At 72.1% G+C, this 21228-nt stretch carries 17 protein-coding genes and 1 pseudogene; 10 read left to right on the top strand and 8 right to left on the bottom strand.

Annotated elements, in window-relative coordinates; genetic code table 11:
* Window positions 1–6: 6 nt before the first annotated feature.
* Window positions 7–747, top strand: coding sequence for an ABC transporter ATP-binding protein (locus O3597_RS08865; protein ID WP_164448954.1), 741 nt, complete (start codon window positions 7–9; stop codon window positions 745–747).
* A complete protein-coding gene (locus O3597_RS08860; protein ID WP_281603795.1) occupies window positions 744–1511 on the top strand; it encodes an ABC transporter permease in 768 nt (255 codons plus the stop codon). Before O3597_RS08865 ends, O3597_RS08860 begins: the two co-directional genes overlap by 4 nt.
* A 74-nt stretch (window positions 1512–1585) precedes the next feature.
* Here the strand turns inward: O3597_RS08860 and O3597_RS08855 are convergent, their stop codons facing one another.
* Entirely contained in the window at window positions 1586–2656 is a 1071-nt protein-coding gene (locus tag O3597_RS08855; protein WP_164448956.1) for a PIN domain-containing protein, read from the bottom strand.
* An 86-nt stretch (window positions 2657–2742) separates the two neighbouring features.
* Here O3597_RS08855 and O3597_RS08850 point away from each other — a divergent pair, with 86 nt between their 5' ends.
* On the top strand, window positions 2743–3309 hold the full coding sequence (locus O3597_RS08850; RefSeq protein ID WP_164448957.1) for a nucleosidase: 567 nt from the start codon (window positions 2743–2745) through the stop codon (window positions 3307–3309).
* 98 nt (window positions 3310–3407) lie between these two features.
* Entirely contained in the window at window positions 3408–3857 is a 450-nt protein-coding gene (locus O3597_RS08845) for a DUF1440 domain-containing protein (protein ID WP_164448958.1), read from the top strand.
* Window positions 3858–3936: 79 nt separating this feature from the next.
* On the opposite strand, the gene O3597_RS08840 is transcribed toward O3597_RS08845, so the two are convergent.
* The 6 genes and pseudogenes from O3597_RS08840 to O3597_RS08820 all read right to left on the bottom strand — a co-directional run bounded on the left by O3597_RS08840 (window position 3937) and on the right by O3597_RS08820 (window position 10575).
* On the bottom strand, window positions 3937–5592 hold the full coding sequence (locus tag O3597_RS08840; RefSeq protein WP_281603794.1) for an ABC transporter permease: 1656 nt from the start codon (window positions 5590–5592) through the stop codon (window positions 3937–3939).
* Window positions 5592–6506, bottom strand: a complete 915-nt coding sequence (locus O3597_RS08835) for an ABC transporter ATP-binding protein (RefSeq protein WP_281603793.1) — start codon at window positions 6504–6506, stop codon at window positions 5592–5594. The genes O3597_RS08840 and O3597_RS08835 overlap by 1 nt, the downstream gene beginning before the upstream one ends.
* 146 nt (window positions 6507–6652) lie before the next feature.
* A complete protein-coding gene (locus O3597_RS08830; RefSeq protein ID WP_328824350.1) occupies window positions 6653–7138 on the bottom strand; it encodes a hypothetical protein in 486 nt (161 codons plus the stop codon).
* 33 nt (window positions 7139–7171) lie between these two features.
* Window positions 7172–7357: pseudogene (locus O3597_RS28535) on the bottom strand (helix-turn-helix domain-containing protein); the annotation flags it as partial.
* 21 nt (window positions 7358–7378) lie between these two features.
* Window positions 7379–9046 carry an ABC-F family ATP-binding cassette domain-containing protein gene (locus O3597_RS08825; RefSeq protein ID WP_281603792.1) on the bottom strand — a complete coding sequence of 556 codons (1668 nt, stop codon included), beginning with the start codon at window positions 9044–9046 and terminating at the stop codon, window positions 7379–7381.
* A gap of 257 nt (window positions 9047–9303) precedes the next feature.
* Complete coding sequence (locus tag O3597_RS08820; protein ID WP_348650339.1) at window positions 9304–10575, bottom strand: amino acid permease; 1272 nt, start codon at window positions 10573–10575, stop codon at window positions 9304–9306.
* 70 nt (window positions 10576–10645) lie between these two features.
* Between O3597_RS08820 and O3597_RS08815 the strand changes: the two genes are divergently transcribed.
* The 5 genes from O3597_RS08815 (at window position 10646) to O3597_RS08795 (ending at window position 18753) form a co-directional block, all read left to right on the top strand.
* Window positions 10646–11659: a helix-turn-helix domain-containing protein gene (locus O3597_RS08815; protein WP_348650338.1), complete on the top strand. Its 1014-nt coding sequence runs from the start codon at window positions 10646–10648 to the stop codon at window positions 11657–11659.
* Between the two features lie 181 nt (window positions 11660–11840).
* Window positions 11841–15209, top strand: a complete 3369-nt coding sequence (locus O3597_RS08810) for an endo-1,4-beta-xylanase (RefSeq protein ID WP_281603791.1) — start codon at window positions 11841–11843, stop codon at window positions 15207–15209.
* Between the two features lie 271 nt (window positions 15210–15480).
* A complete protein-coding gene (locus O3597_RS08805) occupies window positions 15481–16188 on the top strand; it encodes a YcnI family protein (protein ID WP_164448966.1) in 708 nt (235 codons plus the stop codon).
* Between the two features lie 43 nt (window positions 16189–16231).
* Entirely contained in the window at window positions 16232–18133 is a 1902-nt protein-coding gene (locus O3597_RS08800; RefSeq protein WP_281603790.1) for a copper resistance protein CopC, read from the top strand.
* Window positions 18130–18753, top strand: a complete 624-nt coding sequence (locus tag O3597_RS08795; protein ID WP_164449125.1) for a DUF1775 domain-containing protein — start codon at window positions 18130–18132, stop codon at window positions 18751–18753. Before O3597_RS08800 ends, O3597_RS08795 begins: the two co-directional genes overlap by 4 nt.
* A 52-nt stretch (window positions 18754–18805) precedes the next feature.
* On the opposite strand, the gene O3597_RS08790 is transcribed toward O3597_RS08795, so the two are convergent.
* Window positions 18806–19825, bottom strand: a complete 1020-nt coding sequence (locus O3597_RS08790) for a hypothetical protein (protein WP_281603789.1) — start codon at window positions 19823–19825, stop codon at window positions 18806–18808.
* 375 nt (window positions 19826–20200) lie between these two features.
* Here O3597_RS08790 and O3597_RS08785 point away from each other — a divergent pair, with 375 nt between their 5' ends.
* Entirely contained in the window at window positions 20201–21211 is a 1011-nt protein-coding gene (locus O3597_RS08785; RefSeq protein ID WP_281603788.1) for a LacI family DNA-binding transcriptional regulator, read from the top strand.
* The last annotated feature ends 17 nt before the right edge of the window (window positions 21212–21228 follow it).

The following is a 21228-nucleotide window of genomic DNA, read 5'->3' as shown; positions in this document are numbered from 1 at the left end:
CAAGGCATGACCAGCACCGAACCGGCGATCCTCGCCGAGCATCTCGCCAAGAGCTACCGCGGCAGGCGAGCGGTCGTCGACGTGAGCCTGCGGGTCGAGCTCGGCGAGGCGGTCGGTGTGGTCGGTGCCAACGGCGCGGGCAAGACGACGACCGTCGAGATGATCGCCGGGCTACGCGTACCCGAACAGGGGCGGGTACGCGTACTCGGCCTCGATCCGCGCCGCGACCGGGCGCGGCTGCGACAGGTCCTCGGCGTGCAGTTGCAGCAGGCCCACCTGCATCACGCGCTCCGGGTCACCGAGCTGGTCGACCTCTACCGCAGCTTCTATCCCGATCCCCGGCCCACCGGCGAGCTGCTCGACCTGGTCGAGCTGACCGGACAGCGCCGGACCAGCTTCGACAAGCTCTCCGGCGGCCAGCAGCAGCGGCTGTCCATCGCCCTCGCCCTCGCCGGTCGCCCCCGGGTGGTGATCCTCGACGAACTGACCACCGGGCTCGACCCGGCGGCTCGGCGACGGATGTGGGCCACGGTCGAGCGACTCAGCTCCGAAGGGGTCAGCGTGCTGCTGGTCAGCCACACCATGGAGGAGGTCGAGCGGCTCTGCGACCGGGTGGCGGTGCTCGACGCCGGCCGGGTCGTCGCGCTCGACACCCCGGCGGGCCTGGTCGCCCGCGCCGGTACCAGCACCCTCGACGACGCTTTCGTCGCGCTCACCGGCCGGCAGCTGACGGAGGAACCCGCATGACCCCGCTCGTGCAGGCCCGCCGGCCCGGGCCGCGTTCGCTGGTGACCCTGATCCGGTGCGAGGCGAAAATGGTCGTCCGGGACACCGCCGGGCTGGTGGTTCCCCTCTGCCTGCCGTTGCTGATCATGTTGACGAGTGCCTCCGGCGCGAGCCGGACGGTGGTCGCCAACGGACGCACCGCGCTGGACCTGTACGTCCTGCCGCTCGTGTTCACCATGGTCGTCGCGATCATCGGCATCATCAACATGCCGAGCTTCCTCGCCTACTACCGGCGCTCGGGCATCCTCCGCCGGCTCGGGGTGACCCCCGCCGCACCGGCCATGGTCCTCGCCGCACAGGCCGTCGTCAGCGTTCTCCAGGCACTCGTCGGCATCGCGGTCGCCCTGGTCGTGGCGTTTCTGGCCTTCGGCGCCAACCCGCCCGCCGACCTCGGCCGGGCGGTCGCAGTGGTCGCGCTGACGATGACGGCGATGTACAGCGCCGGCATGATCGTCGCGGCGGTCGCTCCCACTCCCAACTCCGCCGTCGCCATCGGCCTGGTCGCCTTCTTCGTCCTCGGTGCCCTCGGCGGCATGTTCGGCGGCCGGGACTCCCTACCCGAGCCGCTCGCCGAGGTCGGCGGCTGGCTGCCGTTCGGCGCGGCCGTCGAGGCCCTGTCGTCCGCCTGGGCCGGCACCGCGGTGTCGACGGCGAACCTGGTCGGCCTCGGCGCGACGGTGGTCGGCGGAGCCGTGGTCGCGGGCGTGCTGTTCCGCTGGGAGTGAACCCGTCCCGGTCACGCCCGCCGACCCCGGCGCCGCCGAACGGCGGCCGGACGTGAGGAGGCCGGACCGGTCGGTCAGGACGGCTCGGCGGAGAGCAGGTAGTCGTCCGCCTCGCTGCTCCACCGCAGGCCGACCGCCCCTTCGGTGGCGGCGGCCTTGCAGAACTGGAGGAAGCCGCGATAACCGAGCTTCTTCTCGCTGAAGTCCGGCCGCACCCGTCGGAGCTGGTTCTTCAGGCCGGACAGGGCCACCTCGCCGGTGCCGCCGCCCAGGTCGCGGACCACCGAGCTGAGCAACGCGAACCCGGTCTCCCGGTCGCCGTGTTCCGGCAGGGAGACCTCCGGATCGCCCTTGGCCGGGCCTTCCGCCAGTTCGACCACCCGCAGTTCGGCAAGATGGCGCAGCAGTTCTCCGAAGGTGCGGAACCCGTGGTCGGACTCGCTGAAGGTGGGATCCTTGCGCAACAGGGTCCGCTTCAACCGCGAGGCGGTCACCTCCCCACCGGAGCTGCGCTGCAGACCCGCCACGGTCTGGGCGACGAGGACGGCGAGCGCGTCGGCGTCCCGGGCCGGCTCCTCGGTCGGCGGCGCCTCGGGTTCCATCTGCTCGACGGGCTCCGGCTCGGGCAGCCGGGCCGGACGGCTCCGTCGCCCCCGCGTCGGCAGGATGTCGACGCCCTCCAACCGGTCGTAGTAGAGGAACTCGTCGCACGCCGGTGGCAGCAGGGCCGAGGTGGACTTCTCCACCCCCACCCCGATCACCTGCTTGTTGAGTTCGCGGAGCTTGTGCACCAGCGGCGTGAAGTCGCTGTCGCCCGTGCAGAGGACGAAGGTCGAGATGTACCCGCGTTCGAAGGCCAACTCGATCGCGTCGACGGCCATCTTGATGTCGGCGGCGTTCTTGCGGGTGGCACCCATCCGCTGCGGAATCTCGATCAGCTCGACGTGCGAGCGGGTCAACATCCGTCGATCCTCGTCAAAGTACGACCAGTCGGCGTACGCCCGGCGCACCACCACCCGGCCGCGCTCGGCCAGCGCGTCGGCGATCGGTCGGAAGTCGAACATTGCCCCGCCGTGGTGGTCGCGCACCCCCAGCGCCAGGTTCTCGTAGTCCAGAAACAGGGCGATCCGGTCTTCATGCTCCACCCGGGCAGCGTACGTCGGTGTGGCCGTACCCACCGGTGGCACCGCGCCGACGCGGGACCGTCACGGACGGCGGCTACCATCGCCCGATGGATCTTCGCGGCACGATCAGCCCGGACCGTCCGCTGCTCGTCCTGGCCATCGCCGAGGAGGCCGCCCACCTCGACGCGGAGTTTCCGGTGCTGCTGACCGGGATGGGAAAGGTCAACGCGGCGGCCGCGGTGGCGGCGACGCTGGCCCGCTCACCGTTGCCGTCGGTCCTTGTCAACCTCGGCACCGCCGGCGCGCTGCATCCGGGTTGGACCGGCACCCACGAGATCGGCAGCATCCTCCAGCACGACCTGGACACCGAGTTCATCCGCCGGCTCACCGGGCAGACCGTCGGCGCGCCGCTGACCCTGGGTGACGGGCCGACGCTGGCCACCGGCGACCGGTTCATCGCCGACGACGAGGCCCGCGCGGCCCTGAGCCGCCACGCCCACCTGGTCGACATGGAGGGGTACGCGGTGGCGTCGACGGCGCACGCCCTCGGGGTACCGGTCCGGGTGGTGAAGCAGGTGAGCGACGAGGCCGGCGACGGGGCGGAGCGCAGCTGGCAGGAGTCCGTGGACGGCTGCGCCCGCGTCCTCGCCGGCTGGGTGCGGGACAACCTCTGACCAGCGGCCCCGGGCGTGTGCTGGCGTGTACGGCACACGTTTGACGCCGGGAGTTGCGGGTAGCCGCGCTGCTGCGGCTACGGATTGGAAAACGGGTCATGGAGCTGTCGGCACGCACGACGATCATCATGCGCAGTGGCATCCGAGGGGTCATCGCCGCGATGGCGATGTCCGGGTTACGGCAGGCCACCACCTCCCTGAATCTGGTGCAGAGTTCGCCGCCGAAGTCGGTGATGGAGAAGCTGGTGCCCGGGCTGCTCGACCGGTTGCCCGGCGACCAGCATCCGGCGGCCCTGGCGGCGGCACACTGGGGCTACGGGCTCAGCGCCGGGCTGGCCTTCGGCGCGCTGCCGAAACGCCTCCGTCATCGGATCTGGGTCGGCCCGCTCTACGGCATGGTGCTGCTGCTCGGCTTCCACGCCACCATCGCGCCGGCCCTGGGCATCGACCGTCGGCTGTCCGACTGGCACGAGCAGGTGGCCCTGGTCGCCGACCATCTCCTGTACGGCATCGTGGTGGCGGGCTTCCCGATGCCGCACCGGGACTGACCGTCACCGGGCGGCGTGGCCCACCCGCCTGCCGAGCCTGTCGACGCGCCGCACGTCGCGTCGACAGGCTCACGCCAGCTCAGGCGCCGCCGGCCAGGTCGCGCCGGCGGAAGGCGGACACGGCCGCCTGCGCGAGTGCGCCGGCGAGGACGGTGAGCAGCACCACCGCGACCACGCTGACGTCCTCGAGCGGGTACTCCCCCACGTGCTCGAAGGGCGACAGTCGCAGCACATTCTCGGGTAGCTCCAGGATCGGGGCGAAGTAGCCGGCGATCAGCCCGTAGCCGAGCACCACCCAGATCACCGGCAGCATCCTCGGTGCCGCCGCGTAGAGCAGGGTGGCGGCACCGAGGACCAGCCAGACCGCCGGAGTGTGCGCGAGGTGGCCGACCAGCAGGTCACCGAGCAGACCCGCGTCGCCGGTGCTCGCCGCCGCGCCGACGCCCATGCCCGCACCGGCGACCAGCAGCAGCCACGGTACGCCGAGCGCCACGACGGCGAGGTGGCCGCCGATCCAGGCGGCCCGGCTGACCGAGGTCGCCAGCACCGGCTCGGTCCGGCCCTCGGTCTCCTCGGCGCGCAGCGACTGCACCGCGAGCACCGCGAAGACCCCGACGACGAGCGCCATGGTCAGGCCCATCATGCCGAGATAGCCGGCGAGCAGGTCGCCCGAACCACCACCCATGACCTCCACCAGGTCCGCGGGTGCGTTCTCGAAGCCATCGAGCAGGGGCTGGGTGAACGATCCGTAGGCCACGCCGGCCACCAGCAACGCCGCACTCCAGCCGATCAGGCTCGCCCGGTGCAGCCGGAAGGCGAACGTGAGCGGGCCGGCCAGCCAGCTCGCGGCCCGGGGCGGGCCCGGGCGCGGCGGCACCAGGCCGGCACCGAAGTCGCGCCGCGCCGACAGGACGTAGCCGGTGGCCGCGGTCGTCGCCGCGAACGCCAGCGCGATGGCCAACGGCCACCAGCGGTCGTGGACGTACGCGGCGGTCTGCTGCGACCAGCCGATCGGTGACAGCCAGGACAGCCAGGACGGCCCACTGCCCTGCACCGCGGCCATGTCGCCGAGGCCGCGCAACACGAACGCGGCACCGAGCGCGGTCCCGGCCGTGCCGGAGGCGGCCCGGGGGTACTCCGACAGCTGGACGGTGACCGCGGCGATGCCGGCGAAGGCGAGGGCGACCGCACCGACGGAAGCGCCGAACAGCATGGATCCGCCCGCGTCGAAGCCACGGCTGGTCATCATCGCGCCGATCAGCAGGGCGACAAGCACCGCCATCACGGTGGTGAGGGTGAGCGCGGCGGTCAGCTGGGCGTGCCGACCGACCACGTTGGCGCGGACCAGTTCGGCCCGGCCGGTCCGCTCCTCGGTCCGGGTGTGCCGGACCACGGTGAGCAGGCCCATCAGCCCCGCGCCGAGCAGCACGTAGAGGCCGTACTGGCCGGCCAGGAAGCGTTCGATGGTCAGGTCGTCGAATCCGAAGCCGGGTCCACCGAACAGGGCTCCGGCCGGGCTGCTGGTGAAGGCGGTCAGCCCCGCCAGGTCCTCGGGAGTCTGCGCGATGGTGTCCAGCGCAGCGGCGAAGTACGTCATCAGCAGGGGCAGACCGAGCGTCCAGGCGGGCAGCCGGAACCGGTCGCGGCGCAGCATGAACCGCAGGAGGTTGCCGGTCCCGGTGACGGCGGTGCCGGTGCCCACCGGTGTCGCGCGGTGCGGCGTCGTCGCGGTCATCACGCCACCTCCCCGGCACCGTTGCCGACGAGCCGGTCACCGTAGTGCCGCAGCAGGAGTTGCTCGAGCGTCGGCGGCCGGACGGTCAGTCCCTGCACACCGAGGTCACCGAGTTCGCGTACCACGACGGCGAGCTGGTCGCCGTTGACCTCGAAGCGGACCTGCCCGTCGGCGGTACGCAGGCCGTGCACGCCGGCCAGGTTGGCCAGGCCGTCGGCCGGCCGGTCGGTGACGGCCTCGACCGAGGTACGGGTGAGGTGGCGCAGTTCGGTGAGCGAGCCGGTCTCGACGATCTTGCCTTGTCGGATGATCGAGATCTGGTCGGCGAGCACCTCGACCTGGGCCAGGATGTGGCTGGACAGCAGCACGGTGCGCCCGGCGTCCTTGACCTCGCGGATGCACTCCTGGAACACCGCCTCCATCAACGGGTCCAGCCCGGCGGTCGGCTCGTCGAGCAGGAGCAGCTCGACGTCGCTGGCCAGCGCCGCGATGAGCGCCACCTTCTGCCGGTTGCCCTTGGAGTAGGTGCGGCCCTTCTTGCTCGGGTCCAGGTCGAAGCGCTGGCACAGCTCGTCCCGGCGCACCGGGTCGGTGCCGCCGCGCAGTCGGGCGAACAGGTCGATCGCCTCGCCGCCGGTCAGGTTTGGCCACAGCTCCACGTCGCCGGGCACGTAGGCGAGCCGCCGGTGCAGGGCGACCGCGTCGCCCCAGGGGTCACCGCCGAGCAGCCGGGCCCGGCCGCCGTCGGCGCGCAGCAGCCCGAGCAGGATCCGGATGGTGGTGGACTTGCCGGCGCCGTTGGGGCCGAGGAAGCCGTGCACGGTGCCGGCGTCGACGCGCAGGTCGAGTCCGTCGAGTGCCTTGACCCGACCGAAGGACTTGTCGAGGTGGTGGATGTCGATGGCAGCAGTCATGGTCGTTTGACCTCATTCGAGGTAGTCCCGGGGCGTACCGGGGTGCGATGTGGTCGATCGACGGATCCGGGGCAGCGCCACGCGGAGTCCGGTGTGTTTCGCGGTGGTGCGCGGATGAGTGGGCCACGCCGCGGCGTGGTGGCGGTTCAGCTCGCCGTACCGTCGGGGTCGGCGGCGTTCGGTGCGGGCGACGGCGGATCCGGCACGTACATCAGGTATTCGTCGAGCATCGACCGATCGACGAGCAGCCCCTCGGTGAACAGCTCCAGCGCCGGCAGCGTCAGTTCGCCCATGTACTGACGGAACAGGGCGGGGAACTTCTCGGGCTCCGCGTCGGCGCCGTGCAGGGTGAACCAGAGCAGCATGCTGCCGGTCGCCTGGTAGGCCAGGTAGCGGGCGCGGGCGGCCCGGGCACGGCTGGGCCGCACCACCCCGGCCGCCTCCCCGGCGGACAGGTACGCCTCGGCGTCGCTGATCATGTGCTCGATCAGCTGGGCGGCCAGTTCCCCGCCGGCCTGCATGCTGCGCAGCAGGTACTGCACCATCGGCGCGAACTGCTCGACCTGGGCCATCTGCGCCAGCAGCATCGTCCCGGTGCCGTCGGTGAGCGCCTTCTTCTTCTCCCGGCGCATGATCTCCAGCACCCGCTCGTCGCAGGCGCGGCGGAGCCCGTCCTTGGAGCCGAAGTGGTGCACGATCAGACCGGCGGTCACCCCGGCGTCCGCGGCGATGGTGCGCAGCCCGGCCCGGAAGCCGTCGCGGGCGAACCGGACGATGGCGGCGTCACGGATGCGGCCCGCGGCGGCCAACTCGCCGCCGCGCTCCTCCGAAGCTCCGCCCAGGGACGTCACACCACCAGATTAAACACTTGTTCAATCGCCCGGCAAGCCCCTCAGTTCTGCTCGGTCGGCCTCGGGAGCGGGGATCTCGCGCACGCCGCTGCCGTCGAGCCGCAGCCATCGGTGCACACCGATGTCGCGCAGGAAACGCTCGTCGTGGCTGACCACCACGAAGGCGCCCCGGTAGGCGTGCAACGCGTTCTCCAACTGGCCCACGCTGACCAGGTCGAGGTTGTTGGTGGGCTCGTCGAGCAGCAGCAGGTGCGGCGCCGGCTGGGCGTAGAGGACACAGGCCAGGGTGGCGCGCAGCCGCTCACCGCCGGAGAGGACGCCCACCGGCAGTTGGGCGCGGGCACCCCGGAACAGGAACCGGGCCAGCAGGTTCATCCGCTCCGACTGCTGACGGTCCGGGGCGTACCCGGTGAGGTTCTCCAACACGGTGCGCTCCGGGTCGAGCAGGTCCAGCCGCTGCGACAGGTAGGCCACCCGGCCGTCGGCGCGACGCACCCGCCCGCCCTGCGGATCCAGGTCGCCGAGCAGCAGGCGCAGCAGGGTGGACTTGCCGACCCCGTTGGGGCCGGTCAGCGCGATCCGTTCCGGACCGCGGATGGTCAGGTCGAGCCCGTCCCCGGGGAACACCGCCCGGCCGCCGTACCGGACCTGCATCCGCTGCCCCTCCACCAGGGTGCGGCCGGCCGGGACGTCGGTCTCCGGTAGTTCCACGGCCAGCGTCTGGTCGTCCCGCAGTGCCCGACCGGCCTCGTCGAGCCGGGACTGCGCGGCGCTGACCCGGCTGGCATGTGCCTGCTGGGCCCGGCCCGCCGACTCCTGGGCACTGCGCTTGAGCCCACCGGCGACGATGCGGGCCAGACCCGCGCTACCGAGATTGCGGGCGGCGTTGCCGGCCCGCCGCTCGGCGCGCTCGCGGGCCTGCTGCATCTCCCGCTTCTCCCGCCTGAGGTCCAACTCGGCGCTGCGCACCTGGCGCTCCGCCAGCTCCTGGGTAGCCCGTGCCGCCGCCTCGTAGGCGGTGAAGTTCCCGCCGAACATCCGCGCTTGCCCGCCGTCGAGCTCGGCGATGCGGTCCATCCGGTCCAGCAGCATCCGGTCGTGGCTGACCAGCAGCAGGCAGCCGGACCAGTTCTCCAGCACCGCGTACAGCCGGTGCCGGGCGTCGATGTCGAGGTTGTTCGTGGGCTCGTCGAGCAGCAGCACATCGGGACGCCGCAGCAGTTGGGCGGCGAGACCGAGGGAGACCGCCTGGCCGCCGCTGAGGGTGTCCAGGCGTCGATCCAGCGCCACCTCGCCCAGCCCGAGCCGGTCGAGTTCGGCGCGGCTACGCTCCTCGACGTCCCAGTCGTCACCGATCGCGGCGAAGTTGTCCTCGCTGGCGTCGCCGGCCTCGATGGCCCGCAACGCGGACAACGCCGGGGCGACGCCCAGCACCTCCGCCACGGTCAGGTCACCGGTGAGCGGCAGGTGCTGCGGCAGGTAGCCGAGCACTCCCTCGACGGTGACGCCGCCGCCGGTGGGTACGAGGTCACCGGCGATCAGGCGCAGCAGCGTCGACTTGCCGGCGCCATTCGGCGCGACCAGGCCGGTGCGACCCGGCGGGACGGTGAGGGACAGGTCCTGGAAGACCGGGGTGTCGTCCGGCCAGGAAAAGAAGAGACTGGTGCAGACGACGCAGGCGTCGGACATCGAGTAAGACCTCGGATGAGAAGCCGGGGAGACTACGCCCCGGTCAGGCAGACAGGGCCACGACACGACAGGCCGCCGTCAGGCGGCGGGGGTGCTCACCCCGAGATGTCGTCGTCCCCCGAAAGCATGTCGCGCGCTCCTCGCTGTGTACCGGGCGGTTGAACCGCGGGGGCCAAGCCTAGCAAGTGCCGGTCCCGGCCGGGCCCGAGCCGGCGACCCACCCGCCGAGCCCCGAACCCCGGCGGGCGGGTCGCCGATCAGGACCGGATTCGACCGCGCACCCGCAGGTAGAGCAGCGCCGCCGCGGTCACCGCCACCGGCCAGAGCAGGTAGACACCGGTCATGGCCAGGAGGAACAGCACCACACCGATGGCCGCGGCGGCGGCGTACCAGGCGGCGCTGCGGCGGGGCAGCAGCCGCAGCGCCGCCGCGATACCGATCACGTAGACGGTGCTGAAGGAACCGGTCGTGACCAGCACCAGCGAGTGGGTGTCGAGACCGGTGACAAGTGTCGCGCCGAGCGCGAGCAACGCCAGGGTGGCGGTGACCGCGAGGCTGCGGCGGGGCACCTCGCCCGCCACGCTGCCCCGGGCGAGCCAGGCGGGCAACGCCCCGTCTCGGCCGAGGGCCGCACCGAGCTTCGCCGCTCCGGCGTAGTAGGCGTTCATCGCGCCGAAGGTCAGCAGCAATGCCGCCCCGGCGACCAACCAGCGGACGTCGCCGCCGAGCGCGACCGCGAACAGTTCACCAAGCGGCGCCGTGGAGTCCGCTGCCGCCGAGCCGAGTACGGCGACGGTCGCGAAGGCCACCGCCAGGTACAGCGCACCAACCACGACGACCGCCGCGGCGGTGGCCCGGGGCAGGTCCCGCTCCGGACGGCGGAACTCGCCGGTCAGGTGGGTGATCGCCTCCCAACCGACGAAGCTCCACATCAGCAGCGCCGCCGCGGGGCCCACGGCGGCCAGGCCACGTGGGGCGAAGGGCGTGAGGTTCGCGGCGTCCGCGTGTGGCAGCGACAACAGCACCGCCAGCAACAGGAGCACGACAAGGGCCCCGGCGAGCGCGAGTTGCACCCGGCCGGCGAGCTGCACTCCGGCGTGGTTGGTGACGGTGACCGCGACCATCAGCAGCACCGCCGTGACCGCGACGGTGCGCGTACCGCCGCCGACCGCCGCCTCGACGTAGGCCGCGCCGAACAGCGCCGCCGCGGCCGCGCCCGGTGGCACCGCGAAGTAGAAACACCATCCGACGACGGCCGCCGCCCGCGACCCGAAGGCCATCCGGGCGTACGTCGAGACGCCACCGGCGTCCGGGTGGCGGGAACCGAGCGCGGCGAAGGTGGCCGCCAGTGGGGCGGAGACGAGCACGAGCAGGAGCCAGGCGAGCAGCGAGGCGGGACCGGCGGCCTCGGCGGCCAACGCGGGCAGCGCGATCACCCCGGTACCCAGTACGGCACCGACGTAGAGTGCGGTGCCCTGGGCGGCGGTGAGCCGTCCGCCGGTCACCGGCGTGGCACGGGTCTGGGTCATGTGATCACCGTCGTCCGGGCCGGCCGGCCGGGACAGCCGGATTGGCGACGAGCTGCGTTAGATTTCTGCCATGCGTCCGCACGTCGTCGCGGTGGCGGTGACCGACAACCTGCCGATCTTCGAGCTGGCGGTCCCGCAGGAGGTGTTCGGCACCGACCGGCGGGACATCGTCGACCCGTGGTACGAGCTGCGGCTGTGCGCGGCCGAGCCGGGCCCGCTGCGTACCACCGGTGGATCGTGGCTCGACCCCGCGTACGGCCTGGACGACCTGGCCGAGGCCGACACCGTGCTGGTGCCCGGGTGCGCCCGACCGACCCAGACCAATCCCCCGGCCGAGCTGGTCGAGGCGCTGCGCATCGCGTACGCGCGGGGCCGACGCATCGTCGGCATCTGCACCGGCGCGTACCCGATCGCCGCGGCCGGTCTGCTCGACGGCCGCCGCGCCACCACGCACTGGATGAACGCGCAGGACTTCGCCGGCCGCTTCCCACTCGTCGACCTCGACCCCCGGGTGCTGTACGTGGCGGAGGGCACCGTCTTCACCTCGGCGGGTACGGCAGCCGCCATCGATCTGTGTCTGCACCTGGTGCGGCTGGACCACGGCGCCGCGGTGGCGAACGAGGTGGCGCGGCGGATGGTGGTGGCACCGCCGCGGGGTGCCGACCACACCCAGTATCCGGCGCCGCCGGTGCGGGGAGTCTCGCCGGCCGACCTGAGCCCGGTGCTGGAGTGGGCCCGGCAACGCCTGGACCGGCCGCTGTCGGTCAACGACCTGGCCCGCGCGGCGAACCTGAGTCCGCGCACCCTGGCCCGCCGGTTCCGCGACTCGCTCGGCACCACCCCGTTGCAGTGGCTGTTGGAGCAGCGGGTCCGGTTGGCCCAGGAGCTGCTGGAGACCACCGAGGATCCGGTCGAGCGGATCGCGCACCGCACCGGCTTCGGCAGCGGTGCGAACCTGCGCCAGCACTTCGGCCGGATCAGCGGAATGACCCCACAGACCTACCGGCACGTCTTCCGGTACCGGGCCGGCGCGACGGCCCGTCCGACCGCGCCGTCACGGCCGGCCGGACAACCGCTCGGATAGGCGGCGACGGCACTGTCGCCCGGCACCGGTTCGACGGCGGGCGGCGCTGCGTCGTTACCGGAAACTTCCGGAAGTTCTGGCCACCACGGTGGTGTCGACATAGCATGCACGCGCTTGAATCCGTCCGAAGAGCCACGTCAGACACACCCCACCAGCACCGATATTAAATAGAGGGATTTCGATGCGCCTCTGGAACCTCTCCCGCCGATCACGACGCCGATCCCGAACCATCGCCCTGCTCTGCTCGGCCGCGCTCGTCACCGCGGTCGCCGTGGCACCCGCACCGGCGGCCGCCGCCGAAGTCGTCCTCGCCAACGACTTCGAGTCCGGCTCGTACGCACCGTGGGGACCGCGCGGCGACATCACCCTCGCCATCACCGACGAGGGCCACGAGAGCGACAGCAGCCTGTCCGTCACCGGCCGCACGGCGAACTGGCAGGGCCCGGCCACGAGCGCGACGGCACTGTTCCGCCCCGGTACGCAGTACTCGGTCACCGCCTGGGTGAAGCTTCCGGCTGGCACCGAAGGCACCGCGGGCGTGCACTTCACCGTCGAGGCGACCCCCGCCGACGGCGGCGACAACACCTATACCTGGATCGGCGGGGACGTCGCCACCACCGCCGACGGCTGGGTGCAGATCGGCGGCACGTACACGCTGCCCGACGGGCTCAGTGCCGCCACCCTCTACGTCGAGGCGGCGGAGAGCACCCCGTTCCTCGTGGACGACGTGCTGATCACCGCACCGGACGGCGAACCGGGCGGACCCGAGCCCGGCACCGTCGTCATCGACACCGACTTCGAGGACGGGCTGGACGGCTGGGGCCCCCGCGACAGCGGTCCCGGCGCCCCGACCGTCGAGATCAGCGACGTCGCGCACGGCGGTACGGCCGCGGCGCTGGTCACCGACCGGGTCAACCAGGGTGCCGGGCTCGGACGTGACGTGGCCGGCCTGTTCGAGGCGGGCGTCACCTACGAGTTCAACGCCTGGCTGCGGTTCGCCGACGGGCAGCCGACCGACCAGATCTGGCTCAGCCTGGCCAGCACCGCCGGCGGCAGCCAGTCGTTCAGCACCCTCGCCCAGTTCGAGTCCATCACCAACACGGGCTGGACCGAGGTGAGCGCCCGGTTCACCATGCCCGCCTCGGACGAGGCGCTGCTCTACTTCGAGACCCGCTGGCAGGGCGCGGACGTGGCCGGCAACACCAGCGACTTCCTGGTCGACGACATCGTCGTCCGGGTGCCGGAGCCACCGGTCATCGAGGACCTCACCCCGATTCACGAGACCACCGACTTCCCCGTCGGCGTGGCCATCGACGCCCGGGAGACCGTCGGCGGCGCCGCCGAGTTGCTGAACCGGCACTTCAACCAGGTCACGCACGAGAACCACATGAAGCCCGAGGCCTGGTACGACGACGAGCGCACCTTCCGACCGCACGAGCAGGCGCTCGCGGTGATGGACTTCGCCCGCGACAACGACCTGCGCGTCTACGGTCACGTGCTGGTCTGGCACAGCCAGACCCCGGCCTGGTTCTTCCAGGACGCCGACGGTCAGCCGCTGACCACGTCCGCGGCAGACCGGCAGTTGCTGCGCGACCGGCTGCGTACCCACATCTTCGACATCGCCGAGTCACTGTCCGAGCGCTACGGCCCGTTCGGCTCCCCCACCAACCCGCTGTACGCCTGGGACGTCGTCAACGAGGTCATCAGCGACAGCGGTGAGTACGCCGACGGCCTGCGCCGCAGCGAGTGGTACCGGATCCTCGGCGAGAGCTTCATCGACCTGTCGTTCGAGTACGCGCACGAGGCGTTCAACGACGTCCACGCCGTACCCGGCAGCGACCCGGTCACCCTGTTCATCAACGACTACAACACCGAGCAGAGCGGCAAGCAGGCCCGCTACCGGGCGCTGGTGCAGCGGCTGGTCGACCGGGACGTGCCGATCGACGGGGTGGGTCACCAGTTCCACGTCTCGCTGGCCACACCGGTCAGCAGCCTGGCGGCCACCCTGGACACCTTCGCCGACCTGCCGCTGACCCAGGCCGTCACCGAACTCGACGTCACCACCGGCACCCCGGTGACCCAGGCACGGCTGATCGAGCAGGGCTACTTCTACCGGGACGCCTTCCGGATCTTCCGGGAGCACACCGACGACCTGTTCGCCGTCACCGTGTGGGGGCTCACCGACGGCCGTTCGTGGCGGTCGGCCAACGCGCCGCTGCTGTTCGACGACAACCTGCGGGCCAAGCCGGCCTACTACGGGGCGGTGGACGGCGACCTGCCGGCACGTCTGCGCACGGCCAACGTCTTCGCCGGTGACGTGGCCCTCACCGCCGCCGCACCGAAGGACCTGACCTGGCGCAAGCTGCCCCTGCACCCGATCGAGGACACGGCCCGGTTCCAGCTGCGCTGGGCACCGGACCACCTGACCGCGTACGTCACGGTCGACGACGCCTCGGTCTCCGGCGACGACCAGGTCACCTTCGCCCTGGGCGACGAGACGTACCGGGTCGCCCGCGACGGCGACGGCGATGTGCCGGCCGTGGCGGCCGAGCGGGACGGTGGCTACCACCTGGTCGCCCACCTGCCGCTGGCCGACGCCGCCGAGGGGCAGACCCGCACCTTCGACGTACGGGTGACCGACGACGGCACCACCTCCGGCTGGAACACCCCGGGCGCCGTGGGCACCCTGAGCCTGGTGGAGGAACTGTCGTATCTGGAGGTACGGGAGACGGCCACCGCGCCGGCCATCGACGGCACCGTGGACGCCGGCTGGGCCCAGGCCACCTCGGTCACCACGGCCAAGCAGGTCTCCGGCACCGACGGCGCGACCGCGAACGTCCGCACCCTCTGGCGGGGCCAGACGCTGTACGTGCTGGCCGAGGTCACCGATCCGGTGGTGGACGTCTCCGGCTCCGACCCGTGGACCCAGGACTCGGTCGAGATCTACGTCGACGCCGGCAACGCCAAGAACGGTCCCTTCCGCTACGACGACACCCAGATCCGGATCAACGCCGACAACGTCGTCTCCTTCGGCACCGGCGACGAGGCGTTCCAGGCCGGACGGCTGGAGAGCGCGGCCGTGCGTACCGACACCGGATACACCGTCGAGGCGGCGATCAGCCTGCTCGAATACGGTGGCCTCGGCACGTTCCACGGCCTGGACTTCCAGGTCAACGACGCCTCCGACGGCGCACGCACGTCGATCCGCAACTGGGCGGAGCAGAACGGCGAGGGTTACCAGACCACCGCCCGCTGGGGCGTCGGCCGGCTGGTCGCGGGCTCGAACGTGGAGATCGCGATGGAGCGGATCGCCCGGTGGAACTCCGACAGCGGCGGCGGCTACTGCGCCACCGTCACCGCCACCAACAACGGCGACAAGGCCGTCGAGTGGACGGCCGTGGTCGACCTGGAGGGTGACATCTACACCGCCTGGAACTTCAAGCGGGAGCGACTGACCGACGGCAGCTACCGGATCCGGGGAGTCGACTGGAACCGGACCCTGGCCGCCGGCGCCAGCACCTTCAGCATCGGATACTGCGCCAACCTGTGACACCCGGCCGGGCCACGGCGGCGGACATGCCGCCGGGCCGGTGAGGTGGTTCCGGTGGCGGCCACTGCCCGCTGAGGGCGGTGGCCGCCACCGGCCTGTCCGCGATCCGGCCGGCCCGGAGGCGACCCGACTCGGCACGCCCTGCCGGGCACGAGCGTCGCCCGAATCGCGAAAAGTGGGCGTGGTCGGGAACTTCGGACGACCCGCGACCGACCACTTGACCGTGACGTGCCGCGCAGGTCGCGGACCACCCTCCGGAAAGGTTGTTGCAATGATGGTTCTCAGACGTCGCAGGCTCGCGCAGGCCGGCGCCCTCGGAGTCTTCACCGCCACGGCGGTGGCGCTCACCGGAGCACCGGCCGCCGCGCACGTCACGGTCAGCCCGTCGGTCACCACCGCAGGTTCCTACACCGTCCTGACGTTCGGTGTACCGCACGGCTGCGACAAGTCGGCCACCACGAAGGTGTCCATCAAGATGCCGGAGCAGATCGTCTCGGTCACTCCGACGGTCAACTCGAACTGGACCGTGCAGAAGGTGATGGCCGAGCTGAACCCGCCGGTCAAGGACAGCCACGGCAACGAGATCACGCAGCGGGTCACCGAGGTGGTCTACACCGCGAAGACGCCGCTGCCGGCCGACCTGCGGGACACCTTCGAGCTGTCGTTGAAACTGCCGGACGCTGCCGGCGAGACGCTGGCCTTCCCGGCCGTGCAGACCTGCGAGCAGGGTGAGACGCCGTGGGTGGAGATGCCCGCCGCCGGTCAGGACGCCGATGAGCTGGAGCACCCGGCACCGACGTTCGTGCTGACCGCGAAGGCCGACGCCGACGCCGAGGAGGCGGCCGTGCAGCCGGTGTCGCAGACCACCGAGGAGCCGGCTGGCGGCACCGGTGTCGTCGGTTGGATCGCCCTGGTGCTCGGTGCCCTGGGCCTGGTGGCCGGCGGGCTGGCGCTGCTGCGTACCCGCAAGGCCGCCTGACGGGCGGGCGACCTTGCGGGTGAGGTCGCGCGGCACGTGGGCGGTGCCGGGTCGGCGTGCGCGGCGGGCGTGGACCGCCGCGCTCGCCGCGCTGCTCGGCCTGCTGGCCGCTGTCGCGCCGGCGACGCCGGCCGCCGCCCACGCGGTGCTGCTGGGCACCGACCCGGCAAACGGTGCCGTGCTGGCCACCGTCCCGGCCGAGGTGTCACTGACGTTCAACGAGCCGGTGACGGTACGCCCCGGCGGGGTCCGGCTCCTCGATGCGGCGGGCGAGGAACTGTCCACCGACAGCCGGTCGGTCGACACCACCGTGGTCCTGACCGTCCCACCGGACCTGGCCAGTGGCACCTACATCGTGGCGTTCCGGGTGATCTCGGCGGACAGTCATCCCGTATCCGGGGGCTTCAGCTTCGCCGTCGGTGCGCCGAGCAGCGCGGCAGTCGCGCTGCCGGAGAGCAGCCCGAGCCGCGCCCTGGACCTCCTGCGCCAAACGGCCGAGGCGGTCGCCTACCTCGGCCTGCTGGTCGGTGCGGGTTTGCTGGTCTTCCTGCTCGTACTGCTGCGCGCGGAGGCACCGATCCTGCGGCGGCGGCTGCTGCGGCTCGCCGGCTGGTCGGCGGGCCTGACCGTGCTGGCCCGGCTGGTGTTGGTGCCGGCCGTCCCCGCATGGCAGGACGGTGGCGAACTGACCGGGCTCATCGACGGGGCCCAGTGGCTGACCGGTCTGCGGTCGGAGGAGGCGCTGAGTTCGGTGCTGGTCGTCCTCGGGCTGGGCGTCGCACTGTGGGCCACGGCAGCCGCCGGCGCACCGGCAATCCAGCAGCCCGCCACCGCCGCCGCCGGGATGCGGGCGCGCCCGGAGCCTGCCACCGCAGCCGCCGTCGGGACACCGGCGGCACAGCGGTCCGGATCCCCCGGGGCACCGCCCCAGGAGCCCGTTGTCGTCGAGACACCGCCGCTGCCGGGAGGCCCGGCAGTCGTCGAGGCGGAGACGGACGTGGGGTCCGCCGTCCCCGGCGGCCGACCGGCTCGACCCGCCGTGCTGGCCGCTCTCGCGTTCGCCGGTGTCACCCTCGCCTGGGGAGCGGTCGCCCTGGTCGGGCATACCCGCACCTACGGTCCGGCCTGGCTGGTCGTTCCGGCCGACATCCTGCACGTCAGCACCGCCGGGGTGTGGCTGGGCGGGTTGGTGGCACTGCCTTGGACGCTGAGCCGGTCGGTCGACCTGGGGGCAGGCGCGGCAGTCCGGGCGGTGTCCGCGTTCTCCCGTATCGCCGCCGTCCTGGTCGGCCTGCTCGGCGCCGCCGGACTGCTGCTCGCGTGGCGCATCCTGCGGTCCTGGGAGGCACTGTGGGCCACCTCGTACGGTCTGGCGCTGCTCGCCAAGATCGCGCTGACCGTCGTGGTGCTCCTCGTCGCCGCCCACAACCGGTTTCGCCTCGTGCCCCGCGTCGTCGCCGCCGACCGGGACGACGGCTCCGAGGTGGCCTGGCGGCTGCTGCGCCGCACCGTCCGGGTGGAGGCCGCGTTGCTTGTCGGTGTCGTCGTCGCCACCGGGTTCCTGGTCACACAGAGCCCGGTCGTCGAGGCCGCGCCCCGACCGGCGGCGGACGTCGCCACCGGTCCGACAGTGGTGGAGACGCCGCTCGGCACGGGTCGCGCGGTCGCCCGGTTCACCCCCGGAAAGGTAGGAGTGAACTCGATGGAACTGGAACTCGTCGACGCCGCCGGTCAGCCCGTGGTCCCGGTGGCGGACCCGAAGCTGACGGTGCTGCTGCCGGCGATGGACATCGGCCCGCTGGAACGGACGTTGGCGTCCACCGGCCCGGGCCGGTACGAGGCCGTCGTCGACCTGCCCCTCGCCGGCTCGTGGGTGGTGCAGGCCAGCGTGCGGACCTCGAAGTACGAGAATCCGATCGCCCGGTTCACGGTGGACGTGCGATGAGCCCACGGCGATGGATCGGGATGGCGGGCCTGGTGGTGGCCGGCTCCATCGGGTACCTGGTGCTCGGCGCCGTACCTGCCGCCGCCCATGTCGAGGTCGCGAGCGCGCAGCCGAACGGTGACGGTACGACAACGCTGACGTTCAGCTTCGACCACAGCTGCGACGACTCCCCAACCACCGAACTGGTCGTCGCCCTGCCGGACGGGGTGACCGCGTCCGGCACCGTGCCACCGGAGGGCTGGACCGCCACGGTCGCCGGTCAGCGAGTCACCTTCACCGGACCCGGCCGGGAGACCGCCGAGGTGGGCGTGACCACCCGGATCGTGGCCCGGGCCGGGGACACCCTCACCTTCCCGGTACTACAGCGGTGCGCCGACGGTGGTTCGTACGATTGGATCGACATCACCGCCGACAGTGAGCATCCGGCACCCCGGTTGATCGCGACCAACGCCGTGCTCGCCGAGCAGCCGCAGGTGCCTGCCGCGCCGCCGGACGCGGCGGCCGGCGGCACGGAGCCGACCCAGGGTGGTGGCGCCACCCTGGGTCAGGCGTCAGCCGTGGTCGTCACCTTCGTCGCCGCCGCGGCGCTCGCCGGTTTCGTCACCGTCCGGCGGTGGTGACCGTCCGGCAACGGGCCAGGACCACCGGTACGGGGCGACCTCCGCGCACCGCTCAGACGGCGCGGGCGATGCAGATGCGGGCGTCCAGCCGAGGGCCGGCCTCGTAGATCATGTACGAGACGCCACCGTCGGTGCCGAAGGCCGGCGCGGCGACCCGACCGTTGTCGGAGGCGATCGGGGCGTGGAAGACCCCGAGGTGCACCTCCCGGTCGAAGTTGTTGCCGACCTCGGTGAGCCGGATGCGGCCGTCGTTGCCGTGGTAGGCGACGTAGCTGGTGCCGTTGCGTTTGAGCAGGTGCGGACTGGAGATGTCGGTCAATCCGTCGCCGGCCGGCGAGATCAGCGGGTTCGGGGCGAACTGCCACTGGTCCCAGCCGTTCGGTGACCATCCCCAGAAGATCTTCCGGGTGCCCGGGCCGACGGTGTGCGCGCCCATGAAGAGCATGACGTACTTGTTGTTCTTCCCGGCGACCGAGTGTTCGAAGACCCGGGCGTACGAGGTCTCGGTGGTGTTCGGCACCAGCCGAGTGCTCAGAATCGGTGTCTCGTTGGTGAAGGTGATGCCGTCGCGGGAGCGGGCCACCCGGGTGGTGAAGTTCTCCCCGTGGAAGTAGAGGAAGAACTCCCTGGTGGAGGCGTTCCACACCACGTGCGGTGAGGAGACGTGGCTGACCGTGGTGGTGGGCAGCACCCGGTCGACGATCGGGTTGGCGGGGTGTTCGGTGTAGGGGCCTTCGAGCCGGTCGGCGTAGGCCAGACAGATGCCGCCCGGCGCGTCGTGCGGGGCGTAGTAGAGGTAGTACCGGCCCCGGGCCCCGGAGATCTTGTCGTAGACCCCGCGTACGCAGGGGAAGATCGTCTCGCCGGTGGGGTCGTAGCGCAGCGGCGCGGCGAACGCGTCGCGGACGTACCGGTAGCTGGGGAAGCCGGCCGGGCCGGCGAGGGCGGTGCCGGCGGCGAGGGTGCCGCCGAGGGCGGTGCCGGCGGCGGTGGCGGTGCCGATCAGGGCTGCGCCGCGCAGCAGGCCCCGGCGGCTCACCGAGGCGGGTTCCGGTAGGGATCGGTCGGTCATGCGGATCTCCGATCGTGAGTGGGACGCTCGTCGATGGCGGAGCTGGGGACGGTGGTGGGGCCGCACTGCCGGCTGGGACGTGACAGGCCGGTGTGGTGGCGGCGTGCAGGGGCGGTCGCCGCACCGAATGCCGGTGACCGTGCGTGAGATCGGGCTCCATGCGGGAGCGAACCTTGTGATCGATGAGTCTGCGGTTGGCGACGAGCCCGGGTCAAGGTGCTAATACGAATTATCACGCCGATTATCCGGAGAACTTTTCCGTCGTCGGGGGTTGACGACGGGCGGTGACGGATCGCAGGATTTCACATCAACGTAGCTAATGCGTATTAGCGAAGAAACGATTGGACACGGAACGTGACCGGATCGCGCAGGCGGGTGACCCAGCAGGATATCGCCCGGATGACCGGCGTCAGCCAGGCGACCGTCTCGCTGGTGCTCAACGGCCGCGACGACGGCAGCGTCCGGATCGCCCCGGAGACCCGGGAACGGGTGTTGGGCGCCATCCGGGCCACCGGGTACGTCGCCGACCCGGTGGCCCGGCGGCTCGCCGCCCGGCACAACCGGATCCTCGGCGTCTTCACCTACGAGCCGGTGTTCCCGGCCGGCACCGGCGACTTCTACCACCCGTTCCTGGTCGGCATCGAGGAGTCCGCCGAACGCCTCGGCTGCGACCTGCTGCTGCTCACCAGCGCCCCCGTCACCGACGGCCGGCGGCGCATCTTCCACGACGACAACCGGCTGCGGCTGGCCGACGGCTGTGTCCTGCTCGGTCGTTCGCTGGACCGCGACGAGCTGGGCCGGCTGGTCGCCGAGGGGCATCCGTTCGTCTCCGTCGGTCGACGCGACGACGCGGGCGGACCGGTGCCGTACGTCGGGGCGGACTACGTCACCGCCACCGCCGACGTGGTCCGGCGTGCCCTCGACGCCGGCCACACCAGGCTGGCGTACCTCGGCCAGGGTGCCGGCCCGGAGTCACACACCGACCGGTTCGCCGGCTACCGGGCCGCCCTCGACGCGGCGCGGCTGCCGGCCCGGCACGAACCCACCGACCGCTCCCCCGCCGACCTGCTCGACGCGCTGCTGCACGCCGGGGTCACCGCCGTGGTGGTCGAGGAGTACGCCGACGGTGTCGCCCTGGCCACCGTCGCCGCCGAGCGCGGCCTGACCGTGCCCGCCGACCTGTCCATCCTGGCCCTGGGCGACCCGACCCGGCCGACGACCAGCGACCGGGAGTTCACCGGCTTCCGGATCCCCCGCCGCGAGATGGGGTGGCAGGCCGTCGAGGTGCTCACCGGACTGCTCGCCGCGATGCCCGGCACCGTGACCCAGCGGCTGCTGCCGTGCCAACCGGTCGACGGCGTAACCCTCCTGCCACCCCGACCCTGATCCCCCCCGTCGCCATG

The sequence above is a fragment of the Verrucosispora sp. WMMA2044 genome, from assembly GCF_027497155.1.
Classification (GTDB): Bacteria; Actinomycetota; Actinomycetes; order Mycobacteriales; family Micromonosporaceae; genus Micromonospora; species Micromonospora palythoicola.
The sequence above is the reverse complement of the archived record's forward strand: the minus strand, read 5'-3'. Positions and strand labels throughout refer to the sequence as shown.